Consider the following 24,700-nt stretch of genomic DNA (forward strand, 5'->3'; position numbering starts at 1 on the left):
AACGCCGCAAAAATACACAAACACCCTAAACAATAGGGTGCTAAGTGCTTATATGAAAAAGTATTTTATTCCAGAATCGCACGCAATGTGCGGGCTGCTGTCTGCGGGCAGGAAGCACTGCAAATGGCTGATACCAGCGCCACGCCATGCACACCAGTTTGAGCAATAATGCCTAAATTATTCTGATGGATACCCCCAATGGCCACTATGGGCCGGGCGCTGACGGCCAGCGCCTGCTGCAGTCCGTCTATACCCCAGTGCTTTTTGAGATCGGTTTTGGTGGGCGTAGCAAAAATGGCACTCAGGCCCAGATAGTCTATCGGCAATGATTCGGACTCGAATAATTGTTGCTCTGTCTCTACCGACAGCCCCAGCAGCTTATCCGGCCCCAGCAAACGCCGGGCACAAGCCGCCGGCATATCAGACTGGCCCAGGTGCACCCCATCGGCATTCACCGCCAGCGCTACATCCACCCTGTCGTTAATAATCAGCGGAACCCCTGTGCCTTTAAGCACTGACTGCACCGCTTCGGCCCGCTCAATAAAGGCACGCACATCGCCGTGTTTTTCCCGTACCTGCACCAGGGTTACGCCACCGGCCACCGCCTCGCGCACCACCTGCTGCAGGCGTTCCACCGACAGCTGGTCGTCGGTTACCAGATATAAACGATAAGGGTTCATGCTGTAGTCACCTCAATGCTCAAATGGTTTTCCAGGGTCTCGGCATCAAGCCGGTAGAGGGTATCAAGCAGGTTGAGTTGCAGGCTGCCCGGCCCCGGCGACCGCGCGGCGGCGATTTCTCCCGCCACACCCATTACCGCCGCGGCCGCCGCACCAGACATTTCCCCCACAGCGGCAAAAGCACCGGTGAGTGCCGACAAAGTGCACCCCATGCCGGTAACAAAGGGCATCATGGTATGGCCGTTGTTCAGCCTGACTTCGCGGTTTTCACCGATAATGACGTCGGTTTCACCGGAAATCACCACATGAGCGCCATACTGCTGCACCAGTTGCTGCCCGGCGCTTACTGCTGCTTCGCTGCCATCCATGGCATCCACCCCCTTGCTGTTGGCAGCCGCACCGGCCAGGGCGATAATTTCCGAGGCGTTGCCACGAATAATCAGCCGCTCTGCCAGCGCCGCCAGCCGGCGCGAGGTATGGGTGCGCAGGCTGCTGGCACCACAGCCCACCGGATCCAGCACCACCGGCTTACCATGCCGGTTGGCAAGCGTCACCGCCGCTTCCATGCTTTCAATCCAGTAGCTGTCCAGGGTGCCGATATTAATCACCACGGCCCCCACCAGGGGCACCAGCTCCGCCAGTTCATCTTGTGAATGCGCCATAATGGGTGACGCTCCCAGCGCCAGCAGGCCATTGGCGCTGTTATTCATCACCACATAGTTGGTAATGTTCAGCACCAGCGGTTTTTGTTCCCGCACCGCCTTGAGTGCAGTAATGATTTGTTGTTTGTTCATTGACTTATCCCTGCCAGTTTTGCTGAATTTCTGCCTGTTCTAGCATAAAGAACACCCACTCTCTGCCCAGCTTTTTCTTGCCAAAGACGCCCAGCTCCACCAGACCGTTAAGGGCGGCAGACGCCGTATTGTAGGAACAGCCCAGGTTTTCTCTGGTATTTGCCGCGGTAAACTCCCGGGCTTTGCCACTTTTGGCCACCTGAAAGATCACCCGCTGCTTTTCCGACAACTTGCGATACAGGCCGGAGTGCCAGATCCAGGCATTGAACTGTTCAATGCTTTCAAGAGTGCTGGTATAGGCCTTTTTAAAGTCATTAATGGCCCGCAATATCACCTGACACTGGTAATCCACAAAATAGGTCAGATCCATGTCGTCGGTTTCGGTATACAGATAAGACTTGCCGTATTTCACCGGCGCCGCCTTGAGCAGGGTACTGATGGCAATATAACGAAACGCCGCATAATCGCTTTTAAACAGCTGCCAGTAAAACAGGGTACGGGCCACCCGGCCGTTGCCATCCCGGAACGGATGCTCGTAACCAATGGCAAAATGCAGGCAAATAGCCTTGATCATGGGGTGAATGTAAGCATTACTGTCGGCATCATCATGATTAACGTTGGCCCACTCCACCAGCCTTGTAAGCCGCCGGCGAATGCCCTTTGCTGAAGGCGGCACATGCACCGTATTGCCATCGGCATCCACCACCGCCACGTCGTCGGTTGTTCTGAACACACCCGGCGTGTACTCATCGTCGTCGATGTCTTCGGTGCCGGTCTTGTGCATGGCCAGTATCAGCTCCACGCTCAGCGGTTTGTGTCTTTGCTCCCAGGCAAACTGCATCATTCTGAAATTACCCAGGATCATTTTCTCATCCGGCGTTCTGGGCTTGCGCTTTCTTTTCAGCATGTCTTTGGCCACCTGTGTGGTGGTGGCCGCCCCTTCAAGCTGACTGCTGCTGATGGCTTCGTCCTCGATCAAATCGTTGATCAGATACTCGAAGTGATTTTCTTCCCCTATTTTGCTGCTCATCCACTCCAGCGCTCCTGTGGTGGCGTGGCGATCGGCCCATGAAATGGCCTTCTGAATGGCGGGGGTCAGCATGAAATTGCACAGCTCCCCCCGCTCGCCCAGCGGCAGCAGCTGTAGGTACTGAACCCGGCGCGACAGCTTGGTCATGGCCCAGCACAAATCCACATTCAGTCCTTTGGGAACCCGGTGGCGAAATTCGTCATAAGGCAGATAGCGCCCTTTGGCATCCACCGGCGTGTGCAGCGCCATGTAATCGGCCAGACGCTCGGGATGCTGACAGGAAATGGTCTCAAATACACCGGGCAACAGCTCACTGGACGGCGGCGGTATCTTGATCATGACGCTATCTCAAAAAAGGGAAAAATTGAGATAACGTTACACTATTCAGGGTTTACTGTCTCAATTTTTATCAATTTTGAGATAGATTAGGCTTTACCAATGAGCAGGATATTTTTGTCCAGTGCTACGGTGATACACCAATCCGCCCATGATGATAATGACGGCCCCCAGCGCCACCGGTGACCACAAAAAGTGCCAGTCCTGGCCGCTCAGCATCACAATCAATGGGTTAGCCCCAGCCGGCGGATGTGTCGTTTTGGTCAACATCATCAGACTGACCGCAAGACCTACCGCTAAACCCAGCGACCAGGGCTGTACGCCGAAGCTATTCAGCACAATCAATCCCACCAGAGTGGTAAGCAGATGGCCAAAGAGAATATTCCGAGGCTGGGCCAGCGGGCTGTCGGGCAGCCCAAATAAAATGACCATGGTTGCGCCAAAGGGAGCCATCAGCCACAAGCCGGACGAGTAAATGCCATCCAGCCCGGCCAAAGTGGTAATGCACAACATGGCCCCCGTGCCGGCAACCAGTGCCGGATAACGTCTCACAAACCCGCAAAAAGCATTTTTACTATCCATATTCACATATTCCTTGCATGAAGGTAGACAGACTTGTCTACGCTCCGCACAATGTAGACAGACCTGTCTACCCATGTCAATATGTCCGAATAAAACAGGGAGACATCATGGACAAACGCCAGCAGCTGGTGACCACCGCTTTTGAGCTCTTTTACCGACAGGGCATTCATGCCGTGGGCATCAATCAGATACTGCAGCAATCAGGAGTAGCCAAAAAAACCCTTTACCATCATTTTTCCGGCAAGGAGGCATTGGTGGCGGCCGTAATCGCCTATCGGGATCAAGTATTTCTGGCATGGCTGGAAGGACGTCTGAAGCGAACTGAGCCCACGCCGGTAAGTGTGATTGAGGATCTGTTTACCGCTCTGGATGACTGGATAAACGACCGAGAAGCAGCCCTGACAGCCTTTCACGGCTGCTTTTTTATCAATACCTGCGCCGAATATGGCGACCCCGGTCATGAGCTGCACCAACAGTGCGCACAACACAAAACGGCGGTCACGGCAATGCTGACGTCTTGTTTATTAAAGGCGGGCCTGAAACATACGGCGGCGACGCAGCTGGCGGGCATCCTTAACCTGTTAAAGGAGGGTGCCATTGTGCAGGCACAGGTACAGGGCGACAAGCAGGCCGCCCTGCAGGCAAAAACCGTTGCCCTAAATCTGGGCGTCAGCCAAAGCGCCGTGAACGGCGGTTAACCTCGTCGATCTGGGTATTGAGAGTGCAGTAATCGTAGAGATAGCCGATCAGGAACAGGCCGCCAGTGAGGAACCAGATAATGGCGGTGACCCACTTACCCAGATAGAGCCGGTGCAGGCCAAAGATGCCGAGAAAGGTCATCAGTATCCAGGTCAGGCTGTAGTCTTTGGGGCCGGTGGCGTAGCGCTGATCAGCATCCCGGTCCATGGACGGAATAAGAAACAAGTCCACAATCCAGCCGATAAAGAACAGGCCAAGGGTAAAGAAGTAGAGGGTGCCGCTGACGGGACGGCCATAGTAAAAGCGGTGAGCGCCCATGAACCCGAAGATCCACAGAATGTAGCCGATCACCTTGCTGTGTGTGTTGTTCATGCAGCCTCGGGCAGTTTGATAAAAACGACCATTCTAGACCTTGCCCATGGCAACCGCCATGCTTGTATTTGCATCGGCGACCCGGTTCGTCGCCCGAAGCCGTAAGCGATCAGCTTTAAGTATAAGTAAAATAGAAAGGCTGCAGGCACAGCATTGTGTTGCAGCCTATATCGGGCGGCTTCCAGCTGTCAGCTTACGGCTTCAAGCTTCAGCGGCTTGCAGAGTAGCTGTTGTCCCAGTCCTTCCATACCGGCTGCAGGCCGGTGGCGGCAATAGCCTGGGCCACTTCGGCGGGGCTGCGGTCGTCGTCGATTTCGAACTGCTCCAGCTCTTCCTTGACGTTCTCCACATAACCGCCGGGCTGGGTTTTGGAGCCGGCGCTGATGCTGGTCACCCCGAGCGGGATCACCTTGTCGCGGAATTCCTGGGCTTCCCGGGTGGACAGGCTCAGCTCCAGCTCGCCGTCAAGCAGGCGGTAGGCGCAGATCAGCTGCACCAGCTGGCGGTCGGTCATGATCGACTTGGGCTGCAGGCCACCGGTGCAGGGGCGCAGCCGCGGGAAGGACACCGAATAACGGGTCTTCCAGTAGTGCTTCTGCAGGTAGCGCAGGTGCGAGGCGGTGTAAAAACTGTCGGTACGCCAGTCTTCCAGACCGTACAGCGCGCCCAGGCCGATTTTATCGATGCCGGCCTTGCCCAGGCGGTCCGGGGTTTCCAACCGCCAGCGGAAGTCCTTCTTCTTGCCGCGAATATGATGCTCGTCGTAGGTCAGATGCTGGTAGGTTTCCTGATACACCATAACACTGTCGAGGCCGTACTGGCGCAGCTCGGCGTATTCTTCCTGAGACAGCGGCTGCACTTCCATCATCACATAGCTGAAGTGGCGCTTGACGATGGGCAGCATTTGCTTGAAATACTCCAGACCCACCTTGCCCTCGTGCTCGCCGGTCACCAGCAACACGGTATCAAAGCCCATGGCCTTGATCGCCAGGCATTCCTGCTCGATTTCCTCGGCGCTCAGGGTTTTGCGCTTGAGCCGGTTGCTCATGGAAAAACCGCAATAGGTGCAGTCGTTGGCGCACAGGTTGGACAGATACAGGGGAATGTAAAAACCCACTGTATTGCCAAAGCGCTGCCGGGTCAGCTGATAAGACTGCTGCGCCATTTGCTCCAGATAGGGCTCCGCCGCCGGCGAGATCAGCGCCATAAAGTCGTTCAAATCCCGCTTCGGCTTGGCCAGCGCCCGCTCCACATCGGCGGCGCGCTTGCTGTAGATGGTCATTTTGATGTCATCCCAGTCCATGGATGACCAGACATCGAAGAAACTCATAAGGTCTCCAGGAAGGACGTTAGCGGGCTGGACGCCTGAGCCTGCCGGCTTTGCCCGGCCAGACCGGCTTCATAGCCCATGCGGCCGGCAATCACCGCCCGGCGGAAGGCATCGCCCATGGCAACCGGGTCACCGGCCACGGCAATGGCGGTGTTCACCAGCACGGCGTCGGCCCCCAGCTCCATGGCGTAGGCGGCGTGGCTGGGGGCACCTATGCCCGCATCCACCACCACAGGCACAGTGCTCTGCTCAATGATGATTTCCAGGAAGTCGTGAGTGACCAGACCCTTGTTGGAGCCAATGGGCGCACCCAGCGGCATGACGGCGGCACAGCCCACTTCTTCCAGCCGCTTGCACAGCACAGGGTCGGCACCGCAGTAAGGCAGCACCACAAAACCTTCCTTCACCAGCTGTTCGGCGGCCTTGAGGGTTTCAATAGGATCGGGCAGCAGATACTTGGGATCCGGGTGGATTTCCAGCTTGAGCCAGTGGGTGCCCAGGGCTTCCCGGGCCAGACGGGCGGCGAACAGGGCTTCGTCTGCGTCTTTGGCACCGGAGGTGTTGGGCAGCAGGTTCACCCCCATTTCCAGCAGCGGCGGCAAAATGTCGTCGCTGTGGTTTTTCAGATCCACCCGCTTCAGCGCCATGGTCACCAGCTGAGAACCGGAGGCCGTGAGTGACTGCTGCATCTGCTTGCCGTTGGCATATTTGCCGGTGCCGGTAAACAAACGGGATTCAAAGGTTTTATCGGCGATTTTCAGACTCATATCAGCCTCCGGCAATGGCGTGGAACAGGGTAATGTTGTCGTTGGGTGCAAGCTGACGCTCCGCCCACTGGCTGCGTGCCACCACTTCACGGTTGAGTGCCACCGCCACACCGGGTTTGTCCTGCTCCAGTTCGGTCAGCAGCTGCGCCAGGGTGGTCCCCTCGGTCAGCGGGTGTTGTTCGTCGTTCAGAATTATGTGCATCAGTTCTCACTCCCCTTGATTCCACATACCGGGCAGGCCGGGTCCTTGGGCACTCGAAGGCTGTGCCAGCGGTGGGCCTTGGCATCAAACAGCTTCAGCTCACCCCAGGGCACAGTGCCGGTGCTGGTTAAAAATTTGATGGCTTCCAGCGCCTGCAACAGACCTATGGTGCCCACCACGGGGCCAATCACACCGGCGTTGCTGCAGGTCAGCCGTTCTTCCATTTCAGGGCCATACAGGCAGCGATAGCATCCATGCTCGCGGGACGGGTCCAGCGCCAGCAGCTGGCCTTCAAAGCGAATGGCCGCGCCTACCAGCAGGGGCTTGCCCTGGGCGTAGCAGGTGGCGTTCAGGGCCTGGCGCACCGTCATGTTGTCGGTGCAGTCCAGCACCAGGTCTGCCTCGGCCACAAAGCCGGCCAGACTGTGCTCGTCCATTTTCTGATTCACCGCCACCAGCTCTACCTCGGGGTTGAGCTTTTGCAGCTTTTCCCGGGCTACTTCGGCCTTGGCCATTTTCAGGCTGTCGATGTCATACAGGGTCTGGCGCTGCAGGTTGCTGACCTCAATCTGATCGAAGTCGGCCAGCCACAGGGTGCCTACGCCGGCCGCCGCCAGATATTGGGACGCCGGCGAGCCCAGCCCGCCCAGGCCTACGATGAGCACGGAAGCATTTTTAAGCTTGAGCTGACCTTCCTCGCCCACCTCTTCCAGCAGCAGATGCCGGCTGTATCGCATGAATTCGCTATCGCTGAGCATGATTAGCCCTCCACCATGTGCAGCAGTTCCTGCGTGGCTGCATCCGGGTCCGCCGCCTCGGTAATGGCGGTGACCAGTGCAATGCTGCCGACGCCGGTTTCCGCCACCAGCGGCACTCTGTCCTTGCTGATGCCACCAATGGCCACCAGCGGGAACTCGTCCTGCATCAGCGCCACATAGCGGTGCAGCCGCTCCAGGCCCTGCGGGCGGGACGGCATGTCTTTGGTGCGGGTAGGGAAAATATGCCCCAGTGCCAGATAAGACGGCTGCAGCTCCCGGGCCCGCAGCATCTCGTAATAGCCGTGGGTAGACAGCCCCAGCTTGAGGCCGGCAACCCGAATGGCTTCCAGATCCGCCACTTCAATGTCTTCCTGACCCAGATGCACGCCATAGGCACCATGCTGAATGGCCAGCCGCCAGTAATCGTTGATAAACAACCGGGCGTTATAACGCTTGCCCAGCTCCACCGCGGCCTTGATATCGGCTTCCACCTCGGCATCGGTCTTGTCCTTGATGCGCAGTTGCAGGGTGCGAACCCCCTGCTCCAGCAGTCGCTCCAGCCAGGCAACCGTGGTCACCACCGGGTACAGACCGAGCTTGTTGGTGTCCATGGCGGCAAAAGCGCCATTCGGGTGCGGACCTTCAATACCCAGCTGCCCGGCCAGCGGGCTGCCGGGCATGACCACGGCAGGAAAGTCATCCAGATTGGTGGGCCAGCCCAGATGGGCCACCGGACCGGCACCGGCACCAATGCCTTCGGCGGCTTTCAGGCCCTGATTAACGTAGGCCTTGGCCAATACCAGAGCATCCTCGATGGGATAATCCAGCGCCATGGCGGTGGCAATGGCGGAGGACAAGGTACAGCCGGTGCCATGACCGTGCTGCGTGTCGAGGCGCGGGCTGGCCAGCCAGATTTCCCGCTCGCCGTCACTGTAGAAGTCGATGGACTGGTCGCCGGTCCAGCCGAGATGGCCGCCCTTGACCAGCACAGCACCTACGCCCATTTCCCGCAGGGCGGCAGCACCGGCACGCAGTGCCTGAGGTGAGTCGGGCGTTATGCCCGACAAGGCTTCCAGCTCAACGGCGTTGGGGGTGATCAGGTCCACTTCCGGCAGCAGATCAGCCTTGATGGCCGGCAGCAGGTTGGCTTCTGCCATGGACTGACCGGTGCTGGCAATGGCCACCGGATCCAGCACCACATAAGGCTGCCACTGGCGGCGATATTCCTTGAGGTAGCGCGCCAGCACCTCGGCGCGCAGTCCGCCCGGCAGCAGGCCCACCTTGATGGCGGCGGCCTGCATATCGGTAGACAGAGAAACCAGCTGGCTGGTAAAGGCCTGCATCAATACCGGCTCCACCATGGATACCGACACCGAGTTCTGAGCGGTAATGGCGGAGATGACTGAGCAGCCGTGGCCGCCCAGTGCATGAATGGTGTGCAGATCGGCCTGAATGCCGGCTCCGCCGCCCGAGTCGGAACCGGCTATGGTCCAGACGATGGGTTTGGTCATAGAGTTTCTTGCTCCAGTTTATCGGCCTGGTGATAGAGCTCACCGCCGCGTTTCTTGAATTCTTCCGACATTTTCGCCATGCCGGCCTGTACGATTTCAGGCTGGCCGTCCATGCCCACCAGCTGCACTTCTATATTGTTTTCCAGGCTGGCGGCGTAATCGCGCACATCCTGAGTGATCTTCATGGAGCAGAACTTGGGTCCGCACATGGAGCAGAAGTGCGCCACCTTGCCCGATTCCTGGGGCAGGGTTTCGTCGTGATATTCCCGGGCGGTTTCCGGGTCCAGCGCCAGGTTGAACTGATCGTGCCAGCGGAACTCGAAGCGCGCTTTGGACATGGCATTGTCGCGAATTTGTGCGCCCGGATGGCCCTTGGCCAGGTCGGCGGCATGAGCGGCGATCTTGTAGGTGATCAGGCCCTGTTTCACGTCTTCCTTGTTGGGCAGCCCCAGGTGCTCCTTGGGAGTAACGTAACAGAGCATGGCACAGCCATACCAGCCGATCAGCGCGGCACCGATACCAGAGGTGAAATGGTCGTAACCCGGGGCAATGTCGGTGGTCAGCGGGCCAAGGGTATAGAAAGGCGCTTCGTGGCAGTGCTCGAGTTGCTCTTCCATGTTGCGCTTGATCATGTGCATGGGAATGTGACCCGGGCCTTCAATGATCACCTGCACGTCATATTCCCAGGCGATCTTGGTCAGCTCACCCAGCGTATACAGTTCGGCAAACTGGGCCTCGTCGTTGGCATCGGCCACCGAGCCCGGGCGCATGCCGTCACCCAGTGACAGGGACACATCGTAAGCGGCACAGATTTCACAGATTTCACGGAAGTTCTCGTAGAGGAAGCTTTCCTTGTGGTGGGTGAGGCACCACTTGGCCATGATGGAGCCACCGCGGGACACAATGCCGGTCACCCGCTTGGCGGTCATGGGCACATAGCGCAGCAGCACGCCGGCGTGAATGGTGAAGTAGTCCACGCCCTGCTCGGCCTGCTCGATCAGAGTGTCGCGGAATACTTCCCAGTTCAGGTCTTCGGCCACGCCGTTCACTTTTTCCAGGGCCTGGTAGATGGGCACGGTGCCGATGGGCACCGGGCTGTTGCGCAAAATCCACTCACGGGTTTCGTGAATGTAGCGGCCGGTGGACAGATCCATGACGGTGTCGGCACCCCAGCGGGTGGACCACACCAGTTTTTCCACTTCTTCTTCAATGGAAGAGGTCACTGCCGAGTTGCCGATGTTGGCGTTGATCTTCACCAGGAAGTTGCGGCCGATGATCATGGGCTCGGCTTCCGGGTGGTTGATGTTGGCGGGAATGATGGCGCGGCCTTCGGCCACTTCCTTGCGCACAAATTCTGGGGTGATGTTTTCCGGCAGATTGGCACCAAAGCTCTCGCCCTTGTGCTGCCTGAGCAGCAGTTCGTCCCGCACCCGCTCACGGCCCATGTTTTCGCGAATGGCGATGTATTCCATCTCGGGAGTGATAATGCCTTTACGGGCGTAGTGCATCTGGGTGACGCAGTGGCCGGCCTTGGCCTTGCGCGGCTTGGGCAGGTGCTCAAAGCGCAGGTGATCCAGACCATCGTCGGCCATGCGCTGCTGAGTAAACTCGGAGGTGACGCTTTCCAGCTCTACGGTGTCGTTACGCTCCAGAATCCAGTCCCGGCGCAGCTGAGGCAGACCCCGGCGCACATCAATTTCAGACTCGGGATCGCCGTAGGCACCTGAGGTGTCATATACCGGTACCGGATCGTTGGGCTCGAAAATGGGGTTTTCTTCAGTGCCGCCTTTATAGCTGTCGGCCAGGGCGATTTCGCGCATGGCGACTTTTATGTCGGGGCGTGAGCCGTCGAGATAAATGCGGGAGGAATTCGGAAAGGGTTCGCCCTTCAGGTTGTGAATATATTCCTGGGCCTGGCTGCGAACTTCACGACGGTTTACTTTTGTTGACATAGCAATCTCACTTTTGCGTCCATTGTGGTGAAAATGCTTGTCGGGAGTGTTGATAAAGAACTGCCTACATCCGGTGGCGGGTTCTTTACTTGCTTCCCTTCGCAGGTATTAGCCTGATCAGGTTCAACGGATCCCGCTTTCGCGGTCTCAGCCCCATGAGGGCACTCCGACAAGATGGTCGCAGTATAACCAGACCAAGTTCACAAAAGCAAAGGTGATTCATTGCCAGGCAACAGCCAAAATGGCAGCAGGCCATTACTTTTTTGCATAAGCGGCTGATGGTGAATGACCTGCCGCCCCACAATACGAAGTATCAGTGCGGTTACGCTCCGCCGACACGCTTCAAGGCTCCGGTAATCCCCACTGCTGCTTAGTGTAATCACTAAGCTGTCTGCACACTTTTAGTCCGTAGGTTGCGGATGAACGCAGTGAATCCCAACAAAAAGTGCCACAAAAGCCCATTTATTCAAGATGTTATTAACCCCAGGGCCAGCCCCGCTGTGAGCATTAAAGTGCCTTTGGCCGTCTGCGCCAATGCCTGGTTTAATTCACCACCTTCACGGGTCAGCACCAGCTTTAGTCCTATTGCCAGCGGCCACAACCCTGCCAAGGCCAGATACCCCCAGCCGGTCATTAGCCGTTCGGCTGCCAGCACCGCCAACGCCAGCAGCCCGGCCTGCCAGGCCCGTGCCCGGGGCAGCCCCAGCCGTAAAGCAAGCGTGTGTTTGCCCGCCTGAGCATCACCCGCCATGTCGCGAATATTATTGATATTGAGCACCGCCATCGACAGCAAGCCTGCCACCAGCGCTGCCCAGCTGCCGGCAGCGGCAAGCTCCGGCCGCATCAGCCAGCCAGTGCCCAGCACCGCTACCGGGCCAAAGAACACAAATACTGCCGCATCGCCCAGCCCGGAATAACCATAGGGCCGCCGGCCCAGGGTATAACCCAGTGCCGCCAGCACAGATAACGCCCCCAGCAGCAAAAAGCCCAGCCAGGCGGCAAGGTCGTGACCCAACGCCAGGGCCAGCAACGCCAGTCCGCTTGTCAGTGCCAGTAAAATCACCACTATTATGGCCCGGCGCAGCTGAGCCACCGACACTCGCCCCGAAGCCAGCACTCGTACCGGGCCGGTGCGCTCATGACCATCTGTGCCGCGCAGACCGTCGCCGTAATCGTTGGCCAGATTCGACAGAATCTGCAGTAACAGGGCCGTGAGCAGGGCCAGGGCCAGCACACCAACATTTATAGTGCCGGCACTGGCGGCTCCCAACACAATGGAAGCCACCGCCAGCGGCAGGGTTTTGGGCCGAATGGCCAGCAGCCAGATGTTCAGGGGCATCACAAACACAATTCCACTTATATAAAGCGCTCCATGATACTCAATAAACACCGCTGTTGCTTATCAGGGCAGCATGTTACCTTTATGTGAAAATAAGTATGAGAGCACCTGTTTATGTCTGTTTCCGTATATCGTTATGCCCTGCCCCTGACCAAAGAAAAAGTGATCGACGGCGTTGCCGTGCGCCGCCGCCATGGCTTGTATATATGTATTAACGGTCACTGGGGCGAGGTGGCACCCCCGGTCACCGCCGATATAGCAGCAACAGAAACCGAACTGCTGACCGCCTGCGCGCGGCTGGAACAAGGCCTTGAACATACAGCCACCTCACCCTGGGTGCGCTTTGGACTGGGTTGCGCGCTCACGCCACTCACAGCTTCTCCTGCTCCCAGCCTGCCGCTGCTGGAAGGCGAGCGCGAAGCCATTATTCGCGCCTGGCGCTGCCGCAGGGAGCACCCTGTTCAAGCCTGGCTGACCCTTACCGGCGATGTGCAGCTTGACGCCGGCCTGGTGCGCGAGCTGTCCATTCTGGTGCCCGGCCTCAGGCTGGTGCTGGATGCCGGCGGCCGGCTCAGCGAAGCACAGCTGGCTGAACTGTGGCGACATACCGGTGGTCGCGCTACCGACTGGCTGCTGGACCCCGGTGCCAGCGCGGCCGACACTCGCACACTTGCCCAACGGAATGGCTGGCCGGTGGCCATCAGTGCTGATCGCTGTGGCGATAAACTTCCGGCGGTGTTTGAAGGGCTGAAAGCCCTGGTACTGCGCCCCTCCCTGCTGGGCGAGCCGGCCTTGTGCCGGCAGTGGGCCAATACGGCACTAGCGCAAGGGCTGCAGGTGATGCTGGCGGGCAATCTGGAAAGCGGCCTGGCCAATCAGCATATTGCACAACTGGCGGGGGAGCTGACACCGGACAGCCCGGCTCAGGTCGACGGCCTGCGTTATTTGCTGCACAACGGCGTCACCACTCAAGGCCAGCCGGACGTTAATCACCTTACTCTGGTTTATGGATCAGGCTGTTTATAAAACAGCCACAAAAAGCGCACCAAACTGGTGCAAAAGGCAAGGTTTTCTTGGCATTTTGAGGGTAAATCCGTATAGTCAGGCCGATATTTCGACAGGTTCCCAAACACATGTTTCAAGACAATCCCCTGCTGGCTCAGCTCAAGCAACAAATCCGCGACACCCTTCCCACCAAGGAAGGCATGGTCAAAGGCACCTCCAAGGGCTTCGGCTTTCTCGAAGTCAGTGACAAGGAAAGCTATTTCATTCCGCCCCCGCACATGAAAAAGGTGATGCATGGCGATCACATTACCGCCGTGCTGCGCACCGAGAACGACAAGGAGATGGTGGAGCCCGAGACCCTGATCGAGCCTGGCCTGACCCGCTTTGTGGCCCGGGTAAAGTGGTTCCGTGACCGGCTCAATATTGTGCCCGATCACCCGCTGATGAAAGACGCCATCAAGGCTCGCACCATCAAGGGAATGAACGACAAGGACCTGAAAGATGGCGACTGGGTGCTGGCGGATCTCAAGCGTCACGCCCTGAAAGACAATGGCTTTTTTGCTGATGTGGTAGAAGTGATTGCCGGCGTGGAAGACCCCATTGCCCCCTGGTGGGTGGTGCTGGCCCGCAATAGCCTGGCCAACCAGGCCCCTCAGGACCGGGAACAGTGGGAGCTGCTGGACGACACTCTGCCCCGCCAGAACCTGACCGAAGTGCCCTTTTTCACCATCGACAGCGAGTCCACTCAGGATATGGACGACGCTTTGAGCGTGAAAAAGCTGGATGACGGCGGCTGGGAGTTGCTGGTGGCCATTGCCGATCCCACCGCTTATGTAGCCCACGACAGCGACATGGACAAAGTAGCCGCCGAGCGCGCCTTTACCGTGTATTTGCCGGGCCGCAACATTCCCATGCTGCCGCGCACCCTGGCCGATGAGCTGTGCTCCCTGAAAGAAGGGGAAGACCGTCACGCCCTTTGCGCCCGCATTCATATTAACGCCGACGGCAAAGTGGCCGACAACGCCGACTTTTTTGCCGCCCGCATTCGCTCCCACGCCCGCCTGGCCTATAACAAGGTCTCCGACTGGATTGAAGGCACCGGCGACTGGCAGCCCGAAAGCGAAGTGATTGCCGAGCAGTTGCGCGAGCTGAACACCATGACCCTGGCCCGCAACAACTGGCGCAGCACTCACGCCATTGTGTTCCCGGACCGCCCCGACTTCCGTTTTGAACTGGACGATGCCAGCAACGTGGTGGCCATTCATGCCGACCACCGCCGCATTGCCAACCTGATGGTGGAAGAGTCGATGATTGCCGCCAACCTGGCCTGCGGCAACTGGCTGACCAAACACTGCGGCACCGGTGTATTCAACGTGCACGCCGGCTTTGACGAAGAAAAACTGGCCCAGCTGCAGGAACTGCTGAAAGAGCATGATGCACCGGTAGACCTCGACAGAATCACCACCCTGGAAGGTTTCTGTGAGCTGCGCCGCTGGCTGGATAGCCGCGACACCAGCTATCTGGACAACCGGGTGCGCCGCTTCCAGTCTTACGCCGCCATGAGTACGGCTCCGGGTGAGCACTACGGCCTGGGTCTGGACGCCTACGCCACCTGGACCTCGCCCATTCGTAAATACGGCGACATCATCAACCACCGGCTGATCAAGGCCATTCTGGCCGAGAAGGCCCACGATGCTCACGCGCCCAACGCCGAGCTGGCCGTGCACCTCTCGGAGCAACGCCGCATGCACCGCCGTGCCGAGCGCGACATTGCCGACTGGCTGTATGTGCGCTATCTGCAGCCGGCGGTGGCTGGCGGCCATGTGTTTGATGCCGAGATTATCGACATCGGCCGCGGCGGCGTGAAGCTGCGCCTGCAGGAAAACGGTGCCGTGGTGTTTATGCCGTCCTCCCTGATCCTGCCCAACCGGGATCGGCTGGAATGCAGCTGGGATGACGGCCGCGTCTATCTCGACAAACAGCCGGTATACGAGCTGGGCCAGCACATTCAGGTGATCCTGACCGAGGCTATCGAAGACACCCGCTCCCTCATTGCCAAACCGGCCATTCCGCTGGTACCGGAGAAGCAGGAAAAACCCGCTTCCTGAGCGGAACTCTGATACTGAAAAGGCCTGCGAATGCAGGCCTTTTTTGTCCCTTATATCCACCCTTGCTTATATATTCCAAAAGCAACTATCAAAGTTAGTTTAAATATCTTTTGCGCATATTAGAATCGATTACAGTTTCTTCATTTTTGTTTGGAGTTGGATCATGCGCAAATCCCTTCTGGCCTCTGTGCTGTTTGCCGCCGGCGTGAGCGCCACCGCCCTGCCGCTGCAGGCCAAAGAGCTGCTCAACAGCAGCTACGACATCGCCCGCGAGCTGTTTGCCGACATCAACCCGGTGTTTGTGAAACACTGGCAAGAGCAAACTGGTGAGACCCTGGAGATCAAGCAATCCCATGCCGGTTCATCCCGCCAGGCCCAGGCCATTTTGCAGGGCCTGCGCGCCGATGTGGTGACCTACAACCAGACCACCGATGTGGATGTGCTGCACCAGAAGGGTAATTTGATCCCCGAAGACTGGAAGGCCCGCCTGCCCAACGACAGCTCCCCCTACTACTCCACCATGGCATTTCTGGTACGCAAGGATAACCCCAAGCAGGTGCAGGGCTGGGACGATCTGACCCGGGACGACGTGCAGCTGGTATTCCCCAATCCTAAAACCTCCGGTAATGGCCGTTACACCTATCTGGCCGCCTGGGGCGCCGCCCACAAGGCCTTTGACGGCGACGAAGCCAAGATCCGCGAGCACATGGGCAAGCTGGTGAAGCAGGTAGCCGTGTTCGACACCGGCGGCCGGGGTGCCACCACCACCTTTGTGGACCGTGGCATTGGTGATGTGCTGATCACCTTTGAATCGGAAGTGAACAACATCATTGCCCAGTACCCGGATCAGGCCTTTGAGCGGGTGGTACCGCCGGTGGATGTGCTGGCCGAGTTCCCGGTGACCTGGATTGACCGCAACGTGGAGCGCAACGGCACCGCCGACGCCGCCAAAGCCTATCTGGAGTTCCTCTACACCCCAGAGGCTCAGCGCATTCTGGCCAGCTACAACTACCGGGTGCATCACGAAGAAGTGGCCGCCGAAGTGGCCGATCAGTTCCCGGCCACCGAGCTGTTTACCGTGGAAGAGATCTTTGGCAGCTGGGAGCAGGCCATGCAGGATCACTTCTCTAATGGCGGCAGCCTGGATCAGCTGCAAGCCGAGGCCCGCTAAGCCATGGCGGCGTTGCTGGGTGCTTCCAAGCGGGTGCTGCCGGGCTTTACCCTGAGCCTGGGCACCAGCCTGCTGTTCGTCAGCCTGATCATATTGCTGCCGCTCACCGGGCTGGTGATGAACACCAGCCAGATGGGCTGGGAGCAATATTGGCAAGTGGTGACAGACCCGCGGGTGGTGGCCACCTACAAGGTGACCCTCAGCGCCGCCGCCGTGGCCAGCCTGTTCAACATGGCCTTTGGTCTGCTGATGGCCTGGATCCTCACCCGCTACCGTTTTCCCGGCCGGGCCCTGCTCGACGGCCTGATGGACCTGCCCTTTGCTCTGCCCACGGCCGTGGCGGGCCTGACCCTGGCCTCGCTGTTTGCCACCAATGGTTGGTACGGTGCCTGGCTGGCGGAGTTGGGTATCAAGGTGTCCTACACCTGGGTGGGCATCGTCGTGGCCATGGTGTTTACCAGCGTGCCCTTTGTGGTGCGCACGGTGCAGCCGGTGCTGGAAGACCTGGGCCCGGAATATGAAGAAGCCGCCGCCACCCTGGGGGCCAGCCCCTGGCAGGCCTTTACTCGCGTGGTGCTGCCCGAGCTGCGCCCGGCACTGTTTACCGGCACCGCGCTGTCATTTACCCGCAGTCTGGGGGAGTTTGGCGCCGTCATCTTTATTGCCGGCAACATGCCCTGGCAGACCGAAATCACCTCGCTGATGATCTTTATTCGGCTGCAGGAGTTCGACTACGCCGCCGCCAGCGCCATTGCCAGCCTGGTGCTGCTGGCCTCGTTTGTGCTGCTGTTTGCCATCAACACCCTGCAAAGCCGCTTTATGCGCCGCATTCGAGGTAACGCCTGATGGAACAGACGCTCACGTTCAAGGCTTCCCGCCCCTGGGGCCGCTGGCTGCTGATTGGCACCGGCGTGGTGCTGACCCTGTTGTTGCTGGTGGTGCCGATGATTGCCATCTTTGCCGGCGCTTTGGCCGCCGGTGTGGGGGGCGTGATCGACAACCTGAATGAGCCCGACATGCTGCACGCCATTGGCCTGACCCTGCTGGTGGCGGCCATTACCGTGCCCATCAACCTGCTGTTCGGCACTCTGCTGGCCTGGCTGGTCACCCGTTTTCGCTTTCCCGGCCGCCAGCTGCTGCTGACCCTGATGGACGTGCCCTTTGCGGTGTCGCCGGTGGTGGCCGGTTTGCTTTATCTGCTGATGTACGGCGTCAACGGCCCGGTGGGCGGCTGGCTCGACAGCCACGATATGCAGCTGATGTTTGCCTGGCCCGGCATTGTGATGGTGACGGTGTTCGTAACCTGCCCCTTTGTGGTGCGGGAGCTGGTGCCGCTGATGAGCAGCCAGGGCACCGATTCGGAAGAGGCCGCCGTGCTGCTGGGGGCCAGCGGCTGGCAGTTGTTCCGCAAGGTGACCCTGCCCAATATTCGCTGGGCGCTGCTGTACGGCGTCATCCTCACCAACGCCCGGGCGGTGGGCGAGTTTGGTGCCGTGTCGGTGGTGTCCGGCGGTATTCGCGGCGAAACCAACACCCTGCCGCTACATGTGGAGCTGCTGCACCAGGACTACAACGCCGTGGGTGCCTTTACCGCCGCCGCCCTGCTGACCCTGATGGCAGTGGTCACCCTGATGATCAAATCTTACCTCGAGTGGCGTCTGCACAGCGCCAGTGAACAGGAGTAACCGGCATGAGCATTCGCATTGACGGCATTCAGAAATCCTTCGGCAAGACTCGGGTACTGCACGACATTAACCTGGATCTGCCCAGTGGTCAGCTGGTGGGCCTGCTGGGGCCGTCCGGCTCGGGCAAAACCACGCTGCTGCGCATTATTGCCGGGCTGGAGCAGGCCAATGCTGGTCGCATTCACTTCAGCTGCACCGACGTAACCGGGCTGCACGCCCGGGATCGAAAGGTGGGCTTTGTGTTTCAGCATTACGCCCTGTTCCGCCATATGACGGTGTTCGACAACATCGCCTTTGGCCTGACCATCAAGCCGAGAAAGGAACGCCCGTCCGCCGCCGAGATTAAAACCCGGGTGGGCAAGCTGCTGGAAATGATCCAGCTGTCACACCTGGCCGACCGCTTTCCGTCCCAGCTGTCCGGTGGCCAGCGTCAGCGGGTGGCCCTGGCGCGGGCACTGGCGGTGGAGCCGCGGGTGCTGCTGCTGGACGAGCCCTTTGGTGCCCTGGATGCTCAGGTGCGTAAAGACTTGCGCCGCTGGCTGCGCCGGCTGCACGACGATCTGCACTTCACCAGCGTGTTCGTGACTCACGATCAGGAAGAGGCGCTGGATGTGTCGGATCAGGTGGTGGTGATGAGCCAGGGCCGCATTGAGCAGATTGGCAGCCCCAACACCGTATGGCAGCAGCCCGCCAGCCGCTTTGTGCTGGAGTTTCTGGGCGAGGTGGCCAAAATCGACGGCGAGCTGGCGGGTGGCCGTTTTCGCGTGGGTGACCATGGCCTGGCACTGCCGGCGGCGGCACAACACAGCGGAGCCGCCAGCTGGTATCTGCGCCCCCACGAGATCGGCCTGCAGGCCGAGGCAAGCAGCAGTCATCCGCTGCCGGTGCGGGTTACCGACGTGAACCCCCGCGGTGCCATGGTGCATCTGGAGCTGGAGCCTGCCGGCTGGCCGGGCCCGCTGCTGGAAGCCGAGCTGCCCCAGCATCAGCTAAGTAATGTAGAACGAGGCCAGACCCTGTATCTGGGTGGCCAGCAGGGCCGCCTCTACGCCGGCGACCGCCAGCTCACCGAAAGCAAGCTGGCGTTATCGGCCTGAAAGGGCAACAGCTGAAAGCCTGAAGCTGGAAGCTGAAAGAAAGGCCGCAGATGCGGCCTTTTGGGTATTCACAGCGTGATTTTCATGTTTAATGGCCGCATATTCCAAAAACAATACCGGGCGACTTCGCGCTGTCAGCTTCAAGCTGCGGTTAACCGTTAAACACACCCGATGACAGGTAGCGGTCGCCCCGATCGCAGACAATAGCCACAATCACGGCGTTATCCACTTGCTCCGCCAGTTTCAGCGCGCCGGCCACGGCACCGCCGGAGCTGACGCCGCAGAAAATGCCTTCCTCTCGTGCCAGGCGCAGCATGGTAGCCTTAGCTTCTTCTTCGCTGATATCCAGCACCGAATCCACCCGGCTTTTGTCAAAGATGCCTGGCAGATAGGCCTCGGGCCAGCGCCGAATGCCCGGAATATGGCTGCCTTCGCAGGGCTGCAGGCCCACAATCTGCACCTCCGGGTTCTGCGCCTTGAGGTATTGGGACACGCCCATGATGGTGCCGGTGGTGCCCATGCTGGACACAAAGTGGGTAATACGGCCGTCGGTTTGCTGCCAGATCTCGGGGCCGGTGGAGAGCAGGTGGGCTTGCGGGTTGTCCGGGTTGTTGAACTGGTCAAGGATCACGCCCTTGTCTTCGGCGGCCATTTGCTCCGCCAGATCCCGGGCGCCTTCCATGCCTTCTGCCTTGCTCACCAGAATAAGCTCGGCACCATAGGCGCGCATGGAGGCCTTGCGCTCTTCGGTGGAGTTGTCGGGCATGATCAGCACCATTTTGTAGCCCTTGATGGCGGCGGCCATCGCCAGAGCAATGCCGGTGTTGCCGCTGGTGGCTTCAATCAGGGTATCGCCAGGCTTGATGATACCGCGCAGCTCGGCCTGCTGAATCATGTTCAGGGCCGGTCTGTCTTTTACCGAGCCAGCCGGGTTATTGCCTTCCAGCTTGACCAGCACACAACTGTTGGTGTGATTGGTCATACGCTGCAGGCGCACCAGCGGCGTGTTGCCGACATAATCCTCAATGGTCGGAAATGACATAGGTAATCCTTTGCTACAGTGTCTGCAGCTAGTTTACCTCCGAGGTGCCAGGCAAGTTAAGAGGCAGTAATAAATAGCCCGGTTACGGCTTGCGCCAGAATCAGCCCGGTATAATAATTCGCCGGCCCTGTTCACGGAGAGTCCTTATGCCGCCACTGGCCATTACCATCAGTCTGCTGATCCTCAGCAACATTTTCATGACGTTTGCCTGGTACGGGCATCTAAAAAATATGCAGCACAGCCCCTGGATCTGGGCCGCCCTGGTCAGCTGGGGCATAGCACTGTTTGAATACCTGCTGCAGGTGCCGGCCAACCGCATTGGCGCTCAGGTGGTCAATGTGGGTCAGCTCAAGATCCTGCAGGAGGTGATCACCCTGTCGGTATTCGTGCCCTTTTCCATACTCTACCTGAAAGAGCCCTTTCGTATGGACTTTGTCTGGGCCGGGCTCTGCCTGCTGGGTGCCGTGTTCTTCATGTTCCGCGAGCGGCTGTTTGGCTGAATCAGCGACTTAGTGCCAGCCGGGCACCCAGTACCATCATCAGTATTCCCGAGATCCGGCCCAGATAAACGGAAAAACGCTCCCGGCCTGCCAGGCTGCGCTGCAGCCGCTGCCCCAGCAAACCGTAGCCGCCGTTGCACAGAGTGGCGGTGAGAGTAAACACCAGCCCCAGTTGCAGCAACTGTAACGGCACCGAACCACCGTCAAAAGTGACGAACTGGGGCAGAAACGCGAGGAAAAACAGCGCTACTTTGGGGTTAAGCAGGCCCACGGTCAGCCCTTGCCTGAAAATACGCCAGCTGCTTTGCTCATTAGCAGCGGCAGGTAACGCCAGCCTGCTGGCATGACGCAGGCTGCTCCAGCCCAGATAGAACAGATAAGCCGCACCGGCATACTTGATCAGGGTAAAGGCGGTAGCCGACTGCAACACCAGCGCCGATAATCCCACCACTGCCAGCAAAGTATGGCCAAGATAAGAGATCCCAAGCCCGAGCGCCGCCAGCATGCCGGCGCGACGATGGCCACCCAGGGCCTGAGAAAGGATAAAAAAGATATCCGGCCCGGGGGTCAGATTCAGGGCAAGACAGGCGGGAATAAACAGTAACCAGACTTCCATCACAGTCTCCGGTGGCGTTTGTTCATGGTCAACACAAAATGGATAACAGGCTGATAATATGATTCAAATATTAGTTTGGTGCCACATATCCCTTTTGAGGAGACGCTATGCCCCAGCAAGGACTCGATGCCCTGTTCAGGCCTGCCAGTATTGCCGTTATCGGAGCTTCCCACCGGGACGACGGTGCCGGCAAACTGGTAATGAAAAACCTGCTGGCCGGCAATTTCAGCGGCCCCGTTATGCCGGTTAACCCCAAATACGAGGCCGTGGCCGGAGTGATGGCTTATCCGAATATCGCCAGCCTGCCGCGCGTTCCTGATCTGGCCATTATCTGCACACCGGCAGAGAAAAATACAGAGATTATCGAACAACTGGGACAAAAGGGCTGTAAAGCCGCCATTATTCTTGCTGCCGGCACCACTAATGAGCAGCTGGAGCAAATGAAAGCCAGCGCCCGCCAGCACCGTATGCGCCTGTTAGGCCCTAACAGCATGGGGGTAATACTGCCGCATCTGGGGTTAAATGTGAGTTTTGCCCCTTTTCCGGCCAAAAAAGGGCGAATTGCCTTTGTTTCACAATCTTCTGCGGTGTGTGCGACGATTCTGGACTGGGCACGGCATAACGATATCGGCTTCTCTCATTTTATCTCCCTGGGTGATGCCTGCGATATCGACTTTGCTCAGCTGCTCGATTACCTGTCCCGGGACCGGCACACCAATTCCATTTTGCTGTATATGGATGCCGTGCAGGATGCCCGTGCCTTTATGTCTGCAGCCCGTGCCGCGTCCCGCAACAAGGCTGTGCTGGTGGTCAAAAGCGGCAAAACCCGTATTGGCGCTCAGTTGGGTCATATTCATACCGGCGGCCATGTGGGCATGGACTCAGCCTACGATGCCGCCATTCGCCGGGCCGGCATGCTGAGAGTGCGCGACACTCACGACTTGTTTGCCGCGGTAGAAACCCTGAACCATTCACACAGTCTGCGGGGCGAGCGGCTGGTTATTCTCACCAATGGCGGTGGTCCGGCCATCAATGCCATCGACACCCTGCTGGCCCGGGGCGGCAAGCTGGCCAGCCTGACCGACACAACACGCGCGGCACTGGACAACGTATTGCCGCCATCCTGGTCTCGCACCAACCCCATCGACATCGTCGGTGATGCACCAGTAGAGCGCTACGTGGCCAGCCTTCGGGTACTGCTCGATAGTGACGATTTTGATGCCATTCTGATCATGCATGCGCCCTCGGCTGCGGTAAACAGCACAAAAGTCGCCAAAGAGCTGATTGAAGTACTGCGCTCTCACCCCAGAGCCAAACGTTTTAATATTCTGACCAACTGGTCCGGTGAAACCAGCGCTTTTGAAGCCCGCCGTTGCTTTACCGAAGCCGGCATTCCCACCTATCGCACGCCGGAAAGCGCTGCCGGTGCTTTTATGCATATGGTGGAATATCGACGTAACCAAAAACAGCTGATGGAAACCCCCGAGTCCATTTCAGACATGCCTAGTGATGGCGACACAGTCCGCAAGCTCATTGGTCAGGCTTTTGAAGAAGGACTGAACCAGCTCGATACTCATGAAGTGAGCCGGCTGATGGCCGCTTATGGCATTGACGTTTTGCCGACCTGGATTGCCACTGACGGCACCGAAGCAGCCCATATTGCCGAACAAATTGGTTATCCTGTGGCGATCAAGCTGCGATCTCCCGATATTGTGCATAAATCGGAAGTGTCGGGCGTAGTGCTCAACCTGCGTTCGGCCGCAGAGGTGGCTCAGGCTGCCGATGCACTGCTCGACCGGGTGCGGCAGGCATACCCCAGTGCTCGTATACACGGTTTGATGGTACAGCGCATGGCGCGCCGGGCAGGCTCTCAGGAGCTGCATATAGCGGTTCGCTCAGATCCCGTGTTTGGTCCGGTCATTCTGCTGGGTGACGGCGGTGTGGATCTGGAAGGAGAAGAGCAGGCCGCAGTGGCATTACCCCCCTTAAACATGACCCTGGCCCGCTATCTGGTTATTAATGCGCTTAAAAGCGGCAAGGTGCGTGCAAACCGCTCTCAGCACCCCATGGATATGATGGCGGTATGCCGGGTACTGACTCAGGTATCTCATCTGATTATCAACCACCCGGAGATTGTCAGCCTCGATATTCATCCGCTGCTGGCCACCGGTAGCGAACTGATTGCACTGGATGTAAGCATGAAGCTCACTCCCTTTGAAGGAGATGGCCAGACCCGGCTTGCTATCCGGCCTTACCCCAAAGAGTGGGAAGAGCGTACTGTGCTTAAAGATGGCACTCCGGTCACTCTAAGGCCCATACTCCCCGAAGATGAGCCAGCCCATCAGGATTTTGTCAGCCATGTTACTGATGAAGACAGATATAAACGCTTCTTTGCCGATGTGGTGATCGGCCATGAAGAACTGGCTCATATGACTCAGATAGATTATGACCGGGAAATGGCCTTTGTAGCCGTGGCCAGTAATGGCAGCATTCTTGGTGTAGTACGGGCAGTTTCTGATCCTGACAATAACGATGCCGAGTTTGCTGTGCTGGTACGCTCGGATCTCAAGGGCGTGGGACTGGGCCGTATGCTGATGGAGAAGATCATTCGTTATGCCCGGCAGCGCGGTCTCAACAGCCTGAGCGGTATCACAATGCCATCGAACCGGGGCATGGTGATGCTGGCCCGCAAGCTGGGCTTTAACACCAGAATGCAGCTGGAAGACGGTATCGTTGAGCTGAAGCTGCTGCTGAATAATGAGGTTTTGTAGGCCCGGTTTAACCGGGCAATAAATGCATACGCCCCGTATAAAACGGGGCCTGCAAACACAAAATACAGAAACGAAAAAAGCCCTTCACATCAGTGAAGGGCTTTTTCTTATTGGGTGCCTGGCAGTGACCTACTTTCACATGGCAGCTGCCACACTATCATCGGCGCGGTTGCGTTTCACTACTGAGTTCGGCATGGAGTCAGGTGGTTCCACAACGCTATGGCCGCCAGGCATTAAACTTGAATTCGAAAAAAGCTTGGTGATGAATTTCTTTGTGCTCTTGAGCCTGCAAGGTCTCACACTTCTTGGGTGTTGTATGGTTAAGCCGCACGGGTCATTAGTACAGGTTAGCT

At 58.4% G+C, this 24,700-nt stretch carries 23 protein-coding genes, 1 rRNA gene and 1 riboswitch; of the genes, 9 read left to right on the forward strand and 15 right to left on the reverse strand.

The window, feature by feature from the left end:
- Positions 1 to 65: 65 nt before the first annotated feature.
- The 4 genes from thiE (G364_RS0107880) to G364_RS0107895 form a co-directional block, all read right to left on the reverse strand.
- On the reverse strand, positions 66 to 680 hold the full coding sequence (gene thiE, locus G364_RS0107880) for a thiamine phosphate synthase (protein ID WP_019934604.1): 615 nt from the start codon (positions 678 to 680) through the stop codon (positions 66 to 68).
- On the reverse strand, positions 677 to 1,474 hold the full coding sequence (gene thiM / locus G364_RS0107885; RefSeq protein ID WP_019934605.1) for a hydroxyethylthiazole kinase: 798 nt from the start codon (positions 1,472 to 1,474) through the stop codon (positions 677 to 679). Before thiM ends, thiE (G364_RS0107880) begins: the two co-directional genes overlap by 4 nt.
- A gap of 4 nt (positions 1,475 to 1,478) precedes the next feature.
- Complete coding sequence (locus G364_RS0107890; RefSeq protein ID WP_019934606.1) at positions 1,479 to 2,843, reverse strand: Fic family protein; 1,365 nt, start codon at positions 2,841 to 2,843, stop codon at positions 1,479 to 1,481.
- A gap of 93 nt (positions 2,844 to 2,936) precedes the next feature.
- Positions 2,937 to 3,422 (reverse strand): HPP family protein, encoded by a 486-nt coding sequence (locus tag G364_RS0107895; protein WP_019934607.1) that lies wholly within the window; start codon positions 3,420 to 3,422, stop codon positions 2,937 to 2,939.
- 107 nt (positions 3,423 to 3,529) lie between these two features.
- Between G364_RS0107895 and G364_RS0107900 the strand changes: the two genes are divergently transcribed.
- Positions 3,530 to 4,120, forward strand: a complete 591-nt coding sequence (locus G364_RS0107900) for a TetR/AcrR family transcriptional regulator (protein ID WP_019934608.1) — start codon at positions 3,530 to 3,532, stop codon at positions 4,118 to 4,120.
- On the opposite strand, the gene G364_RS0107905 is transcribed toward G364_RS0107900, so the two are convergent.
- The 8 genes from G364_RS0107905 to menA all read right to left on the reverse strand — a co-directional run bounded on the left by G364_RS0107905 (position 4,092) and on the right by menA (position 12,352).
- Positions 4,092 to 4,493, reverse strand: a complete 402-nt coding sequence (locus G364_RS0107905) for an NINE protein (protein ID WP_019934609.1) — start codon at positions 4,491 to 4,493, stop codon at positions 4,092 to 4,094. The two genes, G364_RS0107900 and G364_RS0107905, sit on opposite strands and share 29 nt — an antisense overlap.
- Before the next feature lie 208 nt (positions 4,494 to 4,701).
- Complete coding sequence (gene thiH / locus G364_RS0107910; protein WP_019934610.1) at positions 4,702 to 5,823, reverse strand: 2-iminoacetate synthase ThiH; 1,122 nt, start codon at positions 5,821 to 5,823, stop codon at positions 4,702 to 4,704.
- Positions 5,820 to 6,590, reverse strand: a complete 771-nt coding sequence (locus G364_RS0107915; RefSeq protein ID WP_019934611.1) for a thiazole synthase — start codon at positions 6,588 to 6,590, stop codon at positions 5,820 to 5,822. The genes thiH and G364_RS0107915 overlap by 4 nt, the downstream gene beginning before the upstream one ends.
- 1 nt (position 6,591) lies before the next feature.
- Complete coding sequence (gene thiS / locus G364_RS0107920; RefSeq protein WP_019934612.1) at positions 6,592 to 6,792, reverse strand: sulfur carrier protein ThiS; 201 nt, start codon at positions 6,790 to 6,792, stop codon at positions 6,592 to 6,594.
- Positions 6,792 to 7,550: a HesA/MoeB/ThiF family protein gene (locus G364_RS0107925; RefSeq protein WP_019934613.1), complete on the reverse strand. Its 759-nt coding sequence runs from the start codon at positions 7,548 to 7,550 to the stop codon at positions 6,792 to 6,794. The genes thiS and G364_RS0107925 overlap by 1 nt, the downstream gene beginning before the upstream one ends.
- A 2-nt stretch (positions 7,551 to 7,552) precedes the next feature.
- Complete coding sequence (gene thiE, locus G364_RS0107930; RefSeq protein WP_019934614.1) at positions 7,553 to 9,061, reverse strand: thiamine phosphate synthase; 1,509 nt, start codon at positions 9,059 to 9,061, stop codon at positions 7,553 to 7,555.
- Complete coding sequence (gene thiC, locus G364_RS0107935) at positions 9,058 to 11,013, reverse strand: phosphomethylpyrimidine synthase ThiC (RefSeq protein ID WP_019934615.1); 1,956 nt, start codon at positions 11,011 to 11,013, stop codon at positions 9,058 to 9,060. The genes thiE (G364_RS0107930) and thiC overlap by 4 nt, the downstream gene beginning before the upstream one ends.
- A 76-nt stretch (positions 11,014 to 11,089) precedes the next feature.
- Positions 11,090 to 11,192: riboswitch (TPP riboswitch) on the reverse strand.
- Between the two features lie 287 nt (positions 11,193 to 11,479).
- Positions 11,480 to 12,352, reverse strand: coding sequence for a 1,4-dihydroxy-2-naphthoate octaprenyltransferase (menA, locus tag G364_RS0107940; RefSeq protein WP_026344778.1), 873 nt, complete (start codon positions 12,350 to 12,352; stop codon positions 11,480 to 11,482).
- Between the two features lie 114 nt (positions 12,353 to 12,466).
- On the opposite strand from menA, the gene G364_RS0107945 reads away from it, so the two are divergent.
- The 6 genes from G364_RS0107945 (at position 12,467) to cysA (ending at position 19,418) form a co-directional block, all read left to right on the forward strand.
- Entirely contained in the window at positions 12,467 to 13,378 is a 912-nt protein-coding gene (locus tag G364_RS0107945) for a hypothetical protein (RefSeq protein WP_019934617.1), read from the forward strand.
- A gap of 107 nt (positions 13,379 to 13,485) precedes the next feature.
- Positions 13,486 to 15,465: an exoribonuclease II gene (locus G364_RS0107950; RefSeq protein WP_019934618.1), complete on the forward strand. Its 1,980-nt coding sequence runs from the start codon at positions 13,486 to 13,488 to the stop codon at positions 15,463 to 15,465.
- A gap of 163 nt (positions 15,466 to 15,628) precedes the next feature.
- On the forward strand, positions 15,629 to 16,636 hold the full coding sequence (gene cysP / locus G364_RS0107955; protein ID WP_019934619.1) for a thiosulfate ABC transporter substrate-binding protein CysP: 1,008 nt from the start codon (positions 15,629 to 15,631) through the stop codon (positions 16,634 to 16,636).
- Positions 16,637 to 16,639: 3 nt separating this feature from the next.
- On the forward strand, positions 16,640 to 17,482 hold the full coding sequence (cysT, locus tag G364_RS0107960; protein WP_019934620.1) for a sulfate/thiosulfate ABC transporter permease CysT: 843 nt from the start codon (positions 16,640 to 16,642) through the stop codon (positions 17,480 to 17,482).
- Positions 17,482 to 18,321 (forward strand): sulfate/thiosulfate ABC transporter permease CysW, encoded by an 840-nt coding sequence (gene cysW / locus G364_RS0107965; RefSeq protein WP_019934621.1) that lies wholly within the window; start codon positions 17,482 to 17,484, stop codon positions 18,319 to 18,321. Before cysT ends, cysW begins: the two co-directional genes overlap by 1 nt.
- Positions 18,322 to 18,326: 5 nt before the next feature.
- Positions 18,327 to 19,418: a sulfate/thiosulfate ABC transporter ATP-binding protein CysA gene (gene cysA / locus G364_RS0107970; RefSeq protein WP_019934622.1), complete on the forward strand. Its 1,092-nt coding sequence runs from the start codon at positions 18,327 to 18,329 to the stop codon at positions 19,416 to 19,418.
- A gap of 151 nt (positions 19,419 to 19,569) precedes the next feature.
- Here cysA and cysM read toward each other — a convergent pair whose 3' ends face one another.
- Positions 19,570 to 20,460, reverse strand: a complete 891-nt coding sequence (cysM, locus tag G364_RS0107975; RefSeq protein ID WP_019934623.1) for a cysteine synthase CysM — start codon at positions 20,458 to 20,460, stop codon at positions 19,570 to 19,572.
- 146 nt (positions 20,461 to 20,606) lie between these two features.
- Between cysM and G364_RS0107980 the strand changes: the two genes are divergently transcribed.
- Positions 20,607 to 20,960, forward strand: coding sequence for a DMT family protein (locus G364_RS0107980; protein ID WP_019934624.1), 354 nt, complete (start codon positions 20,607 to 20,609; stop codon positions 20,958 to 20,960).
- 1 nt (position 20,961) lies between these two features.
- On the opposite strand, the gene G364_RS0107985 is transcribed toward G364_RS0107980, so the two are convergent.
- On the reverse strand, positions 20,962 to 21,576 hold the full coding sequence (locus tag G364_RS0107985) for a LysE family translocator (protein WP_019934625.1): 615 nt from the start codon (positions 21,574 to 21,576) through the stop codon (positions 20,962 to 20,964).
- A gap of 107 nt (positions 21,577 to 21,683) precedes the next feature.
- On the opposite strand from G364_RS0107985, the gene G364_RS0107990 reads away from it, so the two are divergent.
- Complete coding sequence (locus G364_RS0107990) at positions 21,684 to 24,347, forward strand: bifunctional acetate--CoA ligase family protein/GNAT family N-acetyltransferase (protein ID WP_019934626.1); 2,664 nt, start codon at positions 21,684 to 21,686, stop codon at positions 24,345 to 24,347.
- Between the two features lie 116 nt (positions 24,348 to 24,463).
- Here G364_RS0107990 and rrf read toward each other — a convergent pair.
- A 5S ribosomal RNA gene (gene rrf / locus G364_RS0107995) occupies positions 24,464 to 24,578 on the reverse strand.
- Between the last annotated feature and the right edge of the window lie 122 nt (positions 24,579 to 24,700).

Origin of the sequence: Oceanimonas smirnovii ATCC BAA-899 (assembly GCF_000381965.1) — a bacterium.
Classification (GTDB): domain Bacteria; phylum Pseudomonadota; class Gammaproteobacteria; order Enterobacterales; family Aeromonadaceae; genus Oceanimonas; species Oceanimonas smirnovii.